Origin of the sequence: Streptosporangium sp. DT93 (assembly GCF_049844535.1) — a bacterium.
GTDB lineage: Bacteria > Actinomycetota > Actinomycetes > Streptosporangiales > Streptosporangiaceae > Streptosporangium.
On sequence record NZ_JBNCLF010000011.1, the window covers coordinates 156,470 to 170,640 of the forward strand.

Annotated in this window: 9 protein-coding genes; 5 read left to right on the forward strand and 4 right to left on the reverse strand. The window is 73.3% G+C overall.

Annotated elements, in window-relative coordinates; genetic code table 11:
• The first annotated feature begins 373 nt into the window (after positions 1-373).
• The 3 genes from ACLQ2R_RS23495 to ACLQ2R_RS23505 all read left to right on the forward strand — a co-directional run bounded on the left by ACLQ2R_RS23495 (position 374) and on the right by ACLQ2R_RS23505 (position 6,262).
• Positions 374-2,029, forward strand: a complete 1,656-nt coding sequence (locus ACLQ2R_RS23495) for an NAD(P)/FAD-dependent oxidoreductase (protein WP_425962602.1) — start codon at positions 374-376, stop codon at positions 2,027-2,029.
• A gap of 247 nt (positions 2,030-2,276) precedes the next feature.
• Positions 2,277-5,138 carry a CDP-glycerol:glycerophosphate glycerophosphotransferase gene (locus ACLQ2R_RS23500; protein ID WP_425962604.1) on the forward strand — a complete coding sequence of 954 codons (2,862 nt, stop codon included), beginning with the start codon at positions 2,277-2,279 and terminating at the stop codon, positions 5,136-5,138.
• Positions 5,135-6,262: a glycosyltransferase gene (locus tag ACLQ2R_RS23505; protein WP_425962606.1), complete on the forward strand. Its 1,128-nt coding sequence runs from the start codon at positions 5,135-5,137 to the stop codon at positions 6,260-6,262. Before ACLQ2R_RS23500 ends, ACLQ2R_RS23505 begins: the two co-directional genes overlap by 4 nt.
• A gap of 46 nt (positions 6,263-6,308) precedes the next feature.
• Here the strand turns inward: ACLQ2R_RS23505 and ACLQ2R_RS23510 are convergent, their stop codons facing one another.
• A complete protein-coding gene (locus ACLQ2R_RS23510; RefSeq protein WP_425962608.1) occupies positions 6,309-7,937 on the reverse strand; it encodes a hypothetical protein in 1,629 nt (542 codons plus the stop codon).
• Between the two features lie 259 nt (positions 7,938-8,196).
• On the opposite strand from ACLQ2R_RS23510, the gene ACLQ2R_RS23515 reads away from it, so the two are divergent.
• Positions 8,197-9,039, forward strand: coding sequence for a polysaccharide deacetylase family protein (locus ACLQ2R_RS23515; protein ID WP_425962610.1), 843 nt, complete (start codon positions 8,197-8,199; stop codon positions 9,037-9,039).
• 34 nt (positions 9,040-9,073) lie between these two features.
• Here ACLQ2R_RS23515 and ACLQ2R_RS23520 read toward each other — a convergent pair whose 3' ends face one another.
• The 3 genes from ACLQ2R_RS23520 to ACLQ2R_RS23530 all read right to left on the reverse strand — a co-directional run bounded on the left by ACLQ2R_RS23520 (position 9,074) and on the right by ACLQ2R_RS23530 (position 13,171).
• Positions 9,074-10,435 carry an acyltransferase family protein gene (locus ACLQ2R_RS23520; RefSeq protein ID WP_425962612.1) on the reverse strand — a complete coding sequence of 454 codons (1,362 nt, stop codon included), beginning with the start codon at positions 10,433-10,435 and terminating at the stop codon, positions 9,074-9,076.
• Positions 10,436-10,562: 127 nt separating this feature from the next.
• Positions 10,563-12,125: a glutamine-hydrolyzing GMP synthase gene (guaA, locus tag ACLQ2R_RS23525; protein ID WP_425962614.1), complete on the reverse strand. Its 1,563-nt coding sequence runs from the start codon at positions 12,123-12,125 to the stop codon at positions 10,563-10,565.
• A 212-nt stretch (positions 12,126-12,337) separates the two neighbouring features.
• A complete protein-coding gene (locus ACLQ2R_RS23530; protein ID WP_425962616.1) occupies positions 12,338-13,171 on the reverse strand; it encodes an SDR family NAD(P)-dependent oxidoreductase in 834 nt (277 codons plus the stop codon).
• Between the two features lie 141 nt (positions 13,172-13,312).
• Here ACLQ2R_RS23530 and ACLQ2R_RS23535 point away from each other — a divergent pair, with 141 nt between their 5' ends.
• On the forward strand, positions 13,313-14,059 hold the full coding sequence (locus tag ACLQ2R_RS23535; RefSeq protein ID WP_425962618.1) for an SDR family NAD(P)-dependent oxidoreductase: 747 nt from the start codon (positions 13,313-13,315) through the stop codon (positions 14,057-14,059).
• Positions 14,060-14,171: the final 112 nt, after the last annotated feature.

Here is a 14,171-nt window from a genome sequence, read left to right on the forward strand (position 1 = left end):
GGGGACGGGGGCCGGACGGCCGCCCGGGAGCGGCGGCGGAGGCCCGCCCACCCTCCGGCATCACCCGGCGGCCCCGAGCCCGAGGCGGACGTCACGTCAGAAGCATGGACGCGCGGCGGGAGCGGACGAACCCGAAACGGGACGGCCATGAACGGAGCTGACCGAGTCTTGACCGTCCCCGGCCCCCGGCCGGACGGACCACGGCGCCGGCCCCCCCGTGGCGCGGCAACGCCTTCCCCACGGCACGGTCAAGGCTGGGAATGCACACGTCCTGGTAAGTCGTAATGACCCCCCGATCCCCCCGGGGCGTCCGACACGATCGGTGACCGAGACGGGCGGGATCACAGCGAACGGCATTCGCGGGGGGAAACGCATGGAGTCAACGGTCGTCGTGGGGGCGGGGCCCGCCGGGCTCACCGCGGCCTACGAGCTGGTCCGGCGAGGACGCCCGTGCGAGGTCTTCGAGGCCGACCGGGTGGTCGGCGGCATCAGCCGTACCGAGGAACGCGACGGCTGGCGCTTCGACATCGGCGGCCACCGGTTCTTCACCAAGGTGCCCAGGGTGGAGGAGCTCTGGCACGAGCTTCTCGACGAGCGGGACTTCCCGCTCCGGCCGAGGATGAGCCGCATCCACTACCGGGGCCGTTTCTACGACTACCCGCTCAAGGCGTCCAACGCCCTGGTCAACCTCGGCCTCGTCGAGGCCGTGCGGTGCGTCGGCTCCTACGTCCTGGCCCGCGTCCGGCCGCCCGCCGACCGCTCCACCTTCGAGGGCTGGGTCACGGCCAGGTTCGGCCGGAGGCTGTACGGGATCTTCTTCAAGACCTACACCGAGAAGGTCTGGGGCGTACCGGCCGACACCATCCAGGCCGACTGGGCCGCGCAGCGGATCAGGGACCTCTCGCTGGGCAGGGCCGTCGCCGACGCGCTGACGCCCGGCCGCAGGCGCAGGGAGATCACCAGCCTCATCGAGGAGTTCCGCTACCCCCGGCTGGGGCCGGGCATGATGTGGGAGAGCTGCGCCGAGCGGGTCCGCGAGCGGGGCGGTGCCGTGCACCTGGGCACCCGGGTCGAGCGCATCCGCCGCCACGGCGACCGGCTGGCCGTCACCGTCCGCTCGGAGGACTCTCGCGACGCGACCGGCACCCGCGGCCCGGACGGCGTCCACGACGCGACCGGCACCCGCGGCCCGGACGTGCTCCACAGGCCGGACGTGCTCCACGGCCCGGGGGACACCGTCCGTGAGGTGCTCTGCGACGACCTGATCTCCTCGATGCCGCTCGGCGCCCTGATCCGCGCGTTCGGGCCCGACGTGCCCGACGTCGTCGCCGAGGCCGCCGCGGGGCTGAGGTACCGCGACTTCCTCACCGTCGCGCTGGTCGTCCCCGAGCGGTTCTCCTTCCCCGACAACTGGATCTACATCCACTCCCCCGAGGTACGCCTAGGCCGGGTGCAGAACTACGGCTCCTGGTCGGCGGACCTGGTGCGGGCCGGACGGACCTGCCTGGGCCTGGAGTACTTCGTCACCGAGGGCGACGACCTGTGGCGGATGCCCGACGACGACCTCGTCGCGTTCGGCACCCGGGAACTGGAGCGCCTCGGCCTGGTCACCCCCGGCTCGGTCGAGCGGGGATACGTGGTGCGGATGCCGAAGGCCTACCCGGTCTACGACGCCGGCCACGCCCGCAACGTGGAGGTGATCAGGAAGTACCTCGACGTGGAGTGGCCGCGGGTCCACCCCGTCGGCCGCAACGGCATGCACCGGTACAACAACCAGGACCACTCCATGCTCACCGCGATGCTGACCGTGGAGAACGTCGCCGAGGGCGCCCGGCACGACGTGTGGACGGTCAACGTCGACGCCGACTACCACGAGGAGTCCGCGACCCGCACCTCCGGCCGGACCTCCGGCAAGGACTCCGGCGGGCGCTCCGGCCGGAACTCCGGAGGGAGCGCCGGTGGAGGACCCGCCGGGGGCTCCGGCCGTGACGCCCCCGTCCTGCGGGAGGTCTCCACCGCCCGCCGATGACCCGCTGACCGGACGGGGCCGTGACCGCCCCGTCCGCCCCGCAGCCGCCGGCATCACCCGTTCCCGCCGGTTTCCACCTTTTTCATCCGGACCGCCCGGGACCACCCGGGGTCACCCCCGATGTGACCCCGGCCCCCCGGGCGGACCGGCCGTCCCGTCACGCCCCGCCCGGCTCCCGCCCACCTGTCGCCACCTGGGAGCCGGACGGATCAAGGCTCTCCTCCCAGCCTCTCTGGAGTCGCACACCATGACACAGCGTTCCACGGTCCCCGACGTCAGCGTGATCGTCATCACCTACGACGACGCGCCCCGGTTACCCCGGGCCGTACGGTCCGTTCTCGGCCAGACGCTCAAGAACCTCGAAGTGATCGTCGTGGACGACTGTTCCGGCGACGACACCCCGGCGGTGGCCAAAGCGCTCGCCGAACAGGACGGCCGGGTCCGCTACGTGCGGCTCCCGGCCAACAGCGGCGGCTGCGGGGCGCCCCGCAACGCCGGGATGGACGCCGCCCGCGCGCCCTTCCTGATGTTCCTCGACAGCGACGACGAGCTGCCCAGGCACGCCTGCAAGAGCCTGCTGCTGGAGGCCGAGCGGACCGACGCCGACTTCGTCATGGGCGCCGTGGAGCGCGTCGACGAGGCGACCGGCGCCGTCACCCTCTGGTACCCGCAGCTCTTCGAGGAGCGGCGGACCGTGGAGGGCATCCGCGCCGAGCCCGAGCTGCTCTTCAACTGCCTGGCCACCGACAAGCTGTACCGGCGCGCCTTCCTCGACGGCATCGGCATCCGGTTCCACGAGGACATCCACCACGAGGACATCGTCTGGTCCACGGAGCTGTTCTGCCGGAGCAAGCTGTTCGCGCTGGTGCCGTGGCCGGTCTACCGCTGGCTGCTCGCGGCCACCCCGGCGACCCGGTCGATCTCCTCCCGGCGCCACGAGCTGGAGAACGTGCGCCAGCGCGTCACGGCCGCCGAGCTGAGCGACCGCGTGCTGGCCGACACCCGCTCCCTGGACCTCAAGCAGGACAAGGACTACCGCTTCCTCTCCCACGACCTCCGCCTCTACCTGGGCGACCTGCCGATGCGCGCCCCCCGGTGGATCGACGAGTTCGCCGACCTCGTCATCCCGTACGTGGACACGCTGGAGCCGGCCGCGATCCGGCGGCTGAGCCGGGCCGAGCGGGTGTGCGTCCAGCTCCTCCGCGAGCGGCGCGGCGCCGAGGCGGCGCTCGCCGCCGTCGAGCTGGGCGGCGGGTCGTCGATCCCGCCCCGCCAGGTCGCCGGGCACGGCGGGCGGGTGTTCTGGGGCGCGACGCCCCCCGCGGACGAGCAGGGCCGGAGCGAGCTGGACGTCACCGAGCTGCACCTGGCCGAGCAGCCGTTCGCCGGCGCGCTGCTCCGGCACGAGCTCGTCGACCTGCAGGCGTCCAGGGACCGGGTGGACCTGACGGTGCGGACCTACGATCCCGGCCGGGTGCTGGAGGGCCGGACGACGTCCGCGTGGCTGCGCATCGGCGGCAGGCGGAAGACGATCGCCTCGATCCCCTTCGAGCCGGTACCCGCCACGACGGCACCGGAACGCCCCGGCGTCCCGGACGGACCCGGCGCGCTGAACGGACCTGTCGGCCTGGACGGATCCGGCGTCCCGGACGGGACCGACGGGGCGCCCCGCGTCCTGGAGGGGAGGGTGTCGATCTCCCTGCCCGACCTGGTCTGGCCGGACGGTGTCGTACGGCCGCAGGCGGTCGCGGTCGCGCTGCACGAGGGCGAGCACCGCAACGTCAGGCACCTGCTGGCCTCCCCCGGCCTGTCGTTCACCTCCGTGGGCGCGGTCGGCCAGGGACGGCTGGTCCTGGAGGCGTCCCCCGACGTCCCGTTCCGCCTCACCGCCCGCAGGCTCGGCCCGGTGCGGGCAAGGCGGTTCCCGAAGGCGTCCGAGCTCTGGCGCGGCCTGCTCGCCGACCTCGCCACCCCCCGCAACCTGGGCCGTTTCTACCGGTTCCTCAGCGCGGTCGTGCCGGTGAACCGGAACCTGGTGCTGTTCGAGTCGGCCGAGGGGAGCGACTACACCGGCAACCCGCGCTACATCCACGAGGAGCTGGGACGGCGGGCCACCGAGCTCCGGACGGTCTGGTCGCACGCGGGCGTTCCCGAGCGCTTCCCCGAGGACGTCGACCTCGTCCGGCGCGACACCTTCCGCTACGCCTGGACGCTGGCCCGCGCCGGGTACTGGGTGGACAGCCACAACCTGCCCTACTGCTACCGCAAGCGCGCGGGCACCCGCTACCTGCAGACCTGGCACGGACAGGTGTTCAAGAAGATGGGCCTTGAGGAGCCCCGGCACCGGGCACAGCCCGCCCTGGCCAGGAGATACGCCGAGGCCGTGGCGCGCTGGGACGTGCTGCTCACGCCGGGCCGCGACTTCCGGCGCGACTTCGCCGAGGCCAGCGGGTTCGACGGCGAGCTGCTCCACGCGGGCTACCCGCGCAACGACGTGCTGGTACGGCACGCCGAGCCCGCGCAGCGCGAGCGGGCGCGGCGGGTCCGGGAGTTCTTCGAGATCCCCGCGGGCAAAAGGGTCGTCCTGTACGCGCCCACCTACCGCGACGGCGGGCGTTTCAGCGGCGACTCGATCCGGCTGGACCTGCCCGCCCTCGCCGGGACGCTCCCGCCGGACTGGGTGATCCTGGTCAGGGCGCACCGCTACGACCGTTTCACGGTGCCGGACCCGCTCGGTTTCCTCGTCCGCGACGCCTCGGCGTACCCCGAGGTCAACGACCTGATGCTGGCCTCGGACGTGCTGGTGACGGACTACTCCTCGATCATGTTCGACTACGCCTGCCTGGGCAGGCCGATCCTCTACTACGTCGACGACCACGAGCGCTACGCCTCGGCCCAGCGGGGGGTCTGCTTCGACCTGGCCGACGTCGCGCCGGGGCCGCTGCTCCGCGACACCGGCGAGCTGGCCGGCGCGCTGGCCCGGCTGGACGAGATCGCCGAGACGTACGCCGAGCGTTACGCGCGGTTCCGCGAGCGCTGGTGCGGCCTCGACGACGGGCAGGCCGCCGCCGGGGTCGTGGACGCGTTCTTCGGGGAGGCCCTGCGATGAGAGCCCGCGACGTCTTCTTCCTGAGCACCGACGCCGACTCGATGGGCGGCTCCCAGCGGGTCATCCACACCCTGGCCCAGGGCCTGGGTGCGCGCGGGCACCGGGTGACGCTGATCGGCATCAACCCGTCCAGGCAGCCGCAGACCTACGTCACCGACCCCCTCTACCGGCACGTCACGCTGTACGACACGCCCGCCCCCGAGGTGGCCCCCCGCTCGCTCCCGTGGCGCAGGGGCAGGCCGCGGCGTCCCCCGAGGGAGATGGCGGCCGCCAGGGAGCGGCTGCTGCGGCTGACCGGCCAGGTCCGCCGCGGCTACCTGGTCGTCGCCTCCCCCTGGGCCGCCCACTGGATCGCCGACCTGCCCCTGCCGCACATCGCCAAGGTCGGCCAGTACCACCAGTCGTACGCCGAGGCGGTGGACTCCCCGAACCTCAGGCTGATCAAGAAGCACTACGCCCACTTCGACAAGGCGCTCTTCCTCTGCGACGACTACGCCGCGGCCTTCGCCGGGCACCGGCTCGCCAACTGCGGGACCATGCTGAACCCGGTCGGCATCTTCCCCGAGCGCGCGGCCCCGCTGCGCAACCCGCGGATCGTCTCGGCGGGACGGCTGGTCCGGGTGAAGCGGATCGACCTGCTGATCGACGCCTTCGCCGCCGCGTCCCCCGCCGTCGCCGAGCGGTGGGAGCTGCACATCATCGGCGACGGGCCGCTCCGGGCGGCGCTGGAGGCGCAGGCGTGGCAGACCGGCCTCGGCGACAGGATCGTCTTCAGGGGACAGGTCGCCGACGTCGAGTCCGCGTACCTCGACGCCTCCATCGTCACGCTGAGCAGCGACTTCGAGGGGTGGGGGCTGGTCCTGGCCGAGGGCGCCGCCTGCGGCCTGCCCGCCGTGGCCAGTGACGCCTCGGCGGGCGTGCGGACCCTGGTCCGGGACGGCGACAACGGCGTGCTGGCCGAGCCCGGCAACACCGGGAGCTTCGCCGGCGCGCTGGAACGCCTCATGTCCGACGCCGAGCTGCGCCGCGCGATGGGCGCCAGGGGCAGGGAACGGATGGGCGAGTACCGGCTGCCCCGGGTGCTGGACCGGTGGGAGGCGCTCTTCGACGAGATCGACCGCTGAAGGACCGCGCGGGTCCCCCGCACCCGGCTGACCCGGACGCCCCGGGTCAGCGGCGGGCCACCAAGGCCCGCGCCTCCCACGCCAGCAGCGGGACCAGCACGATCCCGACGAGGATCGGCGTCACCATGAACCGGAAGTCCGGGGCGGTGTTGGTGAGGATCACGCCGAGCTGCTGGCCCGCGACCACCGCCGCCCCGGCGAGCGCTGCCCCGCTCCCGGTGCGCCGCCGGGCCAGCGCGGCCGCCGCGTAGCAGAGGTAGCACCACAGGGGCGCCCGCCAGAGCAGCCACTCGAACTGCCTGACCGTGGAGGCGTCCAGCGCGATCAGCCCGGCGGTCCGCAGGACCGGGAGGAACGGCCGCTGCCGCATCACCGAGTCCACACCGGTGCCCTCCCAGGCGGCGGGCAGGCGCGGGTCGTGCGGTGAGAAGCGGTAGAGCTCGCCGCCGGGTTCGCCCGCGGTCGAGTCGATCTGCCAGGCCAGGGCGGCGCGGCAGACGCGGGTGCCCAGCATCAGGCCGGGCGCGCGGACCAGCAGCCCCCGCCAGAGCCGCAGGACGTCGGAGATGCGCCGCTCGGCCTCGGTGTGGCCGAACGCGGGGTCGAAGAAGATCCGCGCCATGGTCTGGCAGGTCGCGCCCCGCCGCCACGCCTCGGGCGGGGCGATCGCCTCCAGCAGGGCCCGTTCCTCACGGCCGAAGAGCTCGGGGCGTTCCCCGTACGCCACGGCGAGGTCACCGAAGACCGTCTGGTAGGCGAACGTGCGGGACGGCGGCGCGATCCCCAGCGCCGGATAACCGGCACCCAGCAGCAGCGCCGGCACCGTCACCGAGACGGCCGCCACCACGGCCAGCCACCGGCGGACCGCGGGCAGCAGCAGCGCCAGCAGGACGGCGGCGATCAGCGCGACCAGGAAACCGTTGTGGCGGAAGAGGCCCAGCCCGACCAGTTCGGCACCGAGGGCCACGAGACGCCGGTCCCGGATCGTTCCCCTCCCGGTCCGTGCGGGCCTGCGCCGCCGCCGCGATCCACCCCGCCGCCGCGCGGGCACTACCCCGGACGCGGTCCCGGACACCCCGGACACCCCGGACGCGGTGCCGGCCCCGCGTCCGGTCCCGCGGCCGGACGCGGCTCGAAGCACGGACCCGGACGCGGGTCCGGGCGTCGTTCGGGACGCGGGTCCGGAGGCGAGCCTGATCGCGGTGCCCGCGGCCAGCACCGCGCAGATCGTGAACGGCACGTCCTTCCAGATCGCCACGGTGAACGCGCCGAGCGGCGGCGACAGCGTGGCGCATCCGACCGCGACGAGCAGCCACCGCCCCGGCGGTCCCAGGGCCGTGAGCGCGCCCGCCAGGTGGGCCAGCGCGGCGGCCATCCCGGCCGTCTGCAGCAGGGTGACCGCGGACACGTCCCCGGTCAGCCGCAGGCAGAGCCCGAGCAGCGCGTCGTAGGCGACCGACTGCCCGGCCACCCAGGGACCCGTCGTGACGTGCTCGACGTAGGTGACGGAGTCGGGGCTCATCAGCCCGGGGTGAAAGGCGAGCCACCAGCCGAGCAGCACGAGCTGGCCGGTCGCGTAACAGGCGAGCGCGAACCGCCGGCCGGGGTCCGGGGAACCGGGGCTCTCCGGCCGCCGCTCCGCGGCCGTGCTCGGCTCCACCGTACTGATCGTCATGGTCTTCCCAGCGGGTTCCGACAGCGGGCGGGTGCCCATCATCGGGCACCCGCCCGGAACGCCCGCGCCGACTATACGCAGCCGTGACCAGGGGAATCACCAAGCTTGCGACACGCCCGCGACAGCGCCCGCCCGGGCGTCCCGGCTCCCGTCGAGGCGGGGTTTCACAGAACATCGTGACTCTTCCGCCCCGGAAGGCCTCAGCCGTCTCGATAGGATGACCGTTCGACCGACGTCGATATGACCCGGAGCTCCCCTCATGAAGTCTCCTGCCCGAATGGTGCTGGCCGCGTCCTGCGCGCTGGCCATGATCTCCGTACCGACCACCGCGTGGAGCGCGGACAAGCCGGAAACGAAGCCCAAGGCCACGGCGACGGGCAAGGCCAAGCCCGCCCCCAAGCCCGTCCCCGTGGACTGCGCGAAGGTCAAGTGCATCGCGCTGACCTTCGACGACGGTCCCGGCAAGTACGCCGACAAGCTGCTCGACACCTTCAAGAAGTACAAGTCCAAGACGACGTTCTTCCTTGAGGGCCAGTACGTGAAGTCCCGGCCCGCGTTCGCCAAGCGGATGGTCGTCGAGGGCCACGAGATCGGCAACCACAGCTACACCCACCCGCACCTGCGGGAACTGTCCGAGGACAGGATCCGCGAGGAGCTGACCTCGACCCAGGACATCGTCAAGAAGGTGACCGGCAAGTACCCGACGACGATCCGCCCGCCCTACGGCGAGCTCGACGAGCGGGTCGCGGCGGTCGCCAGGCAGATGGGCATGCCGATCATCCTGTGGAACGGCGGCTCGCGGGACTGGGCGACCAGGAACGAGAAGGCCATCTACGACGAGGTGCTCAAGAACGCCAAGCGTGACGGCGTCATCCTGATGCACGACTGGGTCGAGCAGACCGTCAAGGTGATGCCGAAGCTGCTGGCCGCGCTGCAGAAGCAGGGCTACCACGTGGTGTCGGTCTCCTCGCTGCGCGGCGCCAAGGCCACCGTGGCCGGGGACGTCTACCCGGTCGGCTCCGAGAAGGACAAGGACCTGAGCTCGGACTCGCCCACCGGCGACCCGGACGCCTACGCGCAGTCGCCGGAGGACAGTTTCTGATCCGCGTCCCCCGAGGACGGCTCCCGAGCCCCCGTCACCCGAGGACGGCTCCCGGGTCCCGTCCTCCCGGCACGGCTCCCGGGTCCCGTCCTCCCAGGGCGGTCCCCCGGTCCCGTCCTCCGGGAGCGGCTCCCGGCTCCCCTCCCCCGAGGACCGCTCCCGAGCCCCCGTCACCCGAGGACGGCGGCTCGGGGGCGGCACCCCCCGCGCCTCCCGCACGCCCCGCGCGGGCCAGCCGCCTGCCAAGACGCTGCATGGGAAGCTCCACGTAGCGGTAGGTCAGCAGGCTCAGGCCGAGCACCGCCAGCACGAAGACGGCGCTGAGCGAGAGCTGCACCGCCGGCCCCGCCGCCCGCACGTCCCCCACGACGGCGTGGAAGATCCGCAGCAGCGGGTGGTGCAGCAGGTAGACCGAGTAGCTCACCAGGCCCAGCCAGACGAGGAACCGGGGCAGCCGGCGCTCGCGCAGGGCCATCCCCCCGGCGAACGTCGCCCCGGCCATCGCCATGGTGACGAGCCACGGCCCCGGCTGCACCCACCACCAGCCCGCCTGGGGCGCCCAGATCGGGGCGACGCCCACCAGGACGGCCGTCACGGCGACCGGGGCGAGCCCTCCCGCCCCCTCCTCCCAGCGGCGGATCGCGGTCCCGGCGAACATCACCGCGAGGATCACCGCCCCCAGCCACGGAACGAAGCCGGAGAAGAGCAGCAGCACCAGGGCCATCGCGCCCAGGACGTAGGCGGCGCTCCTGCGGAACCTGCCGCCGATCAGGCAGGCCAGGCCGGCGAGGAACACCGGCCCCGACACGTAGGCGGGCCAGGGCCCGTCCAGCAGCGGCCCGGTCAGCACCAGCCCGGCGACGACCGCGACCGTCCCGAATACCACCGCGATCGTCCCGCTGGCCCGGTGCGCCCCGCCGACGAACAGCGCGGTCACGACCAGGTAGAACACCATCTCGTACGAGAGCGTCCACATGGTGTCGGCCAGGCCGCCACGGTGCACCACGTCCAGCAGCATCGTGGCGTGCGCGGACACCGACGACAGGTCCCTGGGCACCTGCTCACGGACCGGCATCCAGATCGCCGCCACCAGCACCCCGGCCACGACCAGCAGGTAGATCGGGTAGAGCCGGAACACGCGGCTGATCCAGAAGGCCCGCACGTCGCCGCGCCGCTCCAGCGACACCGGGATGATGTAGCCGCTGACCAGGAAGAAGACCAGGACGCCGTACATGCCGAGGTTGAACCAGTACGGCCTCAGGGAGGGCATGAACCAGGGCAGCAGGTGCTCCAGCATGACGGCGACCGCGCCGAGGCCGCGCAGCGCGTCGAGCCACGCCAGGCGGGCGGCGGAGGCCGGGGCGGCGCCGGCACCGATCGAGGAGGTGGAGGACACCCGCCCCAACCTACCGCCCGGCACTTTGCGAAGCCTTGCCGTCCGCGACGCGCGGCCCCGCGGGGCCGTGGACGCGGCGGGACGCGGCGGGGCGCGGCCCGCGCCCACGGTCCCGCCTACCGGAGGGTCACTCCCACTCGATGGTGCCCGGCGGCTTGCTGGTCACGTCGAGCACCACCCGGTTGACCTCGCGGACCTCGTTGGTGATGCGGGTGGAGATGCGGGCGAGCACGTCGTACGGGACACGCGACCAGTCGGCGGTCATCGCGTCCTCGCTGGAGACCGGGCGGAGCACGATCGGGTGGCCGTAGGTGCGGCCGTCGCCCTGGACGCCCACCGAGCGGACGTCGGCGAGCAGCACGACCGGGCACTGCCAGATGTCCCGGTCGAGACCGGCGCGGGTGAGCTCCTCGCGGGCGATGGCGTCCGCCTCGCGGAGGATCTCCAGGCGCTCGCGGCTGACCGCGCCGACGATGCGGATGCCCAGGCCGGGGCCGGGGAACGGCTGGCGCCAGACCATCGCGGCGGGCAGGCCCAGCTCCTCGCCCGCCCGGCGGACCTCGTCCTTGAACAGCGCGCGCAGCGGCTCGACGAGCGAGAACCGCAGGTCGTCGGGGAGGCCGCCGACGTTGTGGTGGGACTTGATGTTGGCGGTGCCGGTGCCGCCGCCGGACTCGACCACGTCCGGGTAGAGGGTGCCCTGGACGAGGAAGTCGACGGGCCCGTCGGCCAGGATGGCGCGCTGCTCGTCCTCGAAGACCCTGATGAACTCACGGCCGATGATCTTGCGCTTCTCCTCGGGGTCGGTGACCCCGTCGAGCGCCTTCAGGAAGCGCTCCTGGGCGTCGGCCACCCGGAGCTTGACGCCGGTGACGGCCACGAAGTCGCGCTCGACCTGCTCGGCCTCGCCCTTGCGCAGCAGCCCGTGGTCGACGAAGACGCAGGTCAGACGGTCACCGATGGCCCGCTGCACCATGGCGGCGGCCACCGCGGAGTCGACGCCTCCCGACAGGCCGCAGATGGCGCGGCCCTCGGGGCCGATCTGGGCGCGGATCGCCTCGACCGCGTCCTCGACGATGTTGAGCATCGTCCAGGAGGGGCGGCAGCCCGCGGCGTCGAGGAAGCGCTTGAGCACGGCCTGGCCGTGCTCGGAGTGCAGCACCTCGGGGTGGAACTGGACGCCGTACAGGCCCAGCTCGGGGTGCTCGAAGGCGGCCACGGGCGTCTGGGCGGTCGCCGCGGTGACGGTGAACCCCTCGGGGGCGGCCGAGACGCTGTCGCCGTGGGACATCCAGACCGACTGGCTCCGGGGCAGCCCGGCGAAGAGCACGCCGTGCTCGCCCACGTCCAGGGCGGTGCCGCCGTACTCGGCCGTGCCGGTCCTGGCCACCTCGCCGCCGAGCTCCTGGGCCATGACCTGGAAGCCGTAGCAGATGCCGAACGTCGGCACGCCGGTGCCGAACAGGCCCGCGGGGGCGGCCGGGGCTCCCTCGGCGTACACCGACGACGGGCCGCCGGACAGGATGATGGCCTTGGGCTTCCTGGCCATCATCTCCTCCACCGGCATCGTCGAGGGGACGATCTCCGAGTAGACGTGGCATTCACGCACCCGTCGCGCGATCAGCTGCGCGTACTGCGCGCCGAAGTCCACGACCAGGACCGTGTCGAACTCAGACACCAAGACCCCCAAAAGGACCCCCGAAGGGAACAGAGCGGTCGCGCCAGTCTATCGGCGCCCGCCCGCCCGCCCGCTCACGGCTGGGAAAACGCCTGCTCACGGGCGGGAGAGCGCGCGTTCACGGGCGGAAGGGCACGCGTTCACGGAGGGGAGGGCACCGGCGCACGGGCGGGAGGGCACCGGCGCACGGGCGGGGAAACGCCTGATCACGGCCGGGGACACGCCTACTCGTGGACGGGAAAGCGGGGCAGCGCCCCCGACAGGAGGGCCTCGGTCTGTTCGCGCAGGCCCTCGGCGTAGCCGGGGTGGGTGAAGACCAGGAAACGCTCCTCGCGGATGGCCTCCACGGCCACGCGCGCCACCTCGGCCGGGTCGATGCCCCGCTCCAGGAGCCCGTCGATGATCTCCCTGGAGGCCGTCTCGTCCTCGGTGCGCCCGGCGGTCCGCAGGTTCTCCGGGCGGACCCGCTCGGAGCGGTTGATGCCGGTCCGCACCCCGCCGGGGCACAGCGCCGTCACCCGGAGCCTGGACCCCGCCATCGCGAGATCCTGGGCGAGGGACTGCGACGCCGCGAACGCCGCGTACTTCGAGACCGAGTAGCCCCCCGCGACCGGCGCGGCGAACAGTCCCGCGACCGAGACCGTGTTGACGATGTGCCCCTCGGTGTCCTGGTCGATCATGCGGGGCACGAAGGCCCGGATGCCGTGCAGCACCCCCCACAGGTTCACCCCGAGCAGCCAGGCGAAGTCCTCGGGCTCCCTGGTCCAGATCCGGCCGCCCTGGAAGACGCCCGCGTTGTTGCAGAGCACGTGCACGGCGCCCAGCTCGCCGAAGGTCCGGTCGGCCAGGTGCTCCACGGCCACCGGGTCGGAGACGTCGGTGACCTCGGTGAGCGTCTTCACCCCCTCCACCAGCGAGGCGGTCTCCGCGAGCGCCGAGGGGTCGACGTCGGCGAGCATCAGCGTCATGCCCTCCGCGGCCAGGCCCAGCGCGAGCGCCCGCCCGATCCCGCCGCCCGCCCCCGTGACGACCGCGACCTTGCCCGACAGTTCACGCATCGCGCCTCCTCCAGCCTGACGATGTCCAGCGATGTCCAGCCCGACGATCTCACGCCCGTGCCCCGCGGGCCGTGGCGTACCTAGCGACCGATTGGTCCCCAAGCTAACGTTGAAGGTCACCACCAGTCGAGGAGGAACCCCATGACCGGCACCGGAGTCGTCGTCACCGGCGGCGCGTCGGGGATCGGGCGGGCCTGCGCGCTGGCCCTGGCCGAGGCCGGGCGCCCGGTCGCGATCTGGGACGTGGACGGGCCAGGCGCCAAGGAGACCGCCTCGTTCGTCGCCATGAACGGGGTCACCACGGTCGCCGTGACCGTCGACGTCACCGACGCCTCGGCCTTCCCCGCCGCGATCGCCGCGAGCCGCGAGGCCCTGGGGTCGATCGGCGGCCTGGTGCACGCGGCCGGGATCGCCGCCCCCCTGGCCCTCGGCGACCTCACCGAGGCGGCCTGGGACGCGGTGCTCAACGTCAACCTGCGCGCGCACGCCCTGCTGGTCAAGGCCCTGCTGCCCGACCTGCGCGCCCAGGAGGGCGCCGCGGTCGTCGGCGTCTCCTCGATCGAGGGCCTGGTCGGGCAGGCGTTCATCCCGGCGTACTGCTCCTCCAAGGCCGGCCTGCTCGGCCTGACCCGCTCGATGGCCCACGAGCTGGTGCCGATCCGGGTGAACGCCGTCTGCCCCGGCTACATCGACACCCCGATGCTCGCCCGGGCCACCGGCGGCGACCCGGGCTACCTGGAGTCCTTCAGGACCAAGTCGCCCCTGCGCCGCCTGGGCCGCCCCGCCGAGGTCGCCGCGGCCGTACGGTTCCTGCTGAGCGACGAGGCGTCCTTCGTCACCGGGGCCCACCTGGTCGTCGACGGCGGGGCGACGGCCGTGGACCGCTGACCGCCGCCCGCCCGCTGCCGTCCGCCCACCGACCACCGCCCGCCCGCTGCCGTCCGCCCACCGACCACCGCCCGCCCGCTGCCGTCCGCCCACCGACCACCGCCCGCCCGCT

Coding starts and splice junctions, on each gene's coding strand:
- ACLQ2R_RS23495 (WP_425962602.1), top strand. CDS start 374: ATGGAGTCAACGGTCGTCGTGGGGGCGGGGCCCGCCGGGCTCACCGCG.
- ACLQ2R_RS23500 (WP_425962604.1), top strand. CDS start 2,277: ATGACACAGCGTTCCACGGTCCCCGACGTCAGCGTGATCGTCATCACC.
- ACLQ2R_RS23505 (WP_425962606.1), top strand. CDS start 5,135: ATGAGAGCCCGCGACGTCTTCTTCCTGAGCACCGACGCCGACTCGATG.
- ACLQ2R_RS23510 (WP_425962608.1), bottom strand. CDS start 7,937: ATGACGATCAGTACGGTGGAGCCGAGCACGGCCGCGGAGCGGCGGCCG.
- ACLQ2R_RS23515 (WP_425962610.1), top strand. CDS start 8,197: ATGAAGTCTCCTGCCCGAATGGTGCTGGCCGCGTCCTGCGCGCTGGCC.
- ACLQ2R_RS23530 (WP_425962616.1), bottom strand. CDS start 13,171: ATGCGTGAACTGTCGGGCAAGGTCGCGGTCGTCACGGGGGCGGGCGGC.
- ACLQ2R_RS23535 (WP_425962618.1), top strand. CDS start 13,313: ATGACCGGCACCGGAGTCGTCGTCACCGGCGGCGCGTCGGGGATCGGG.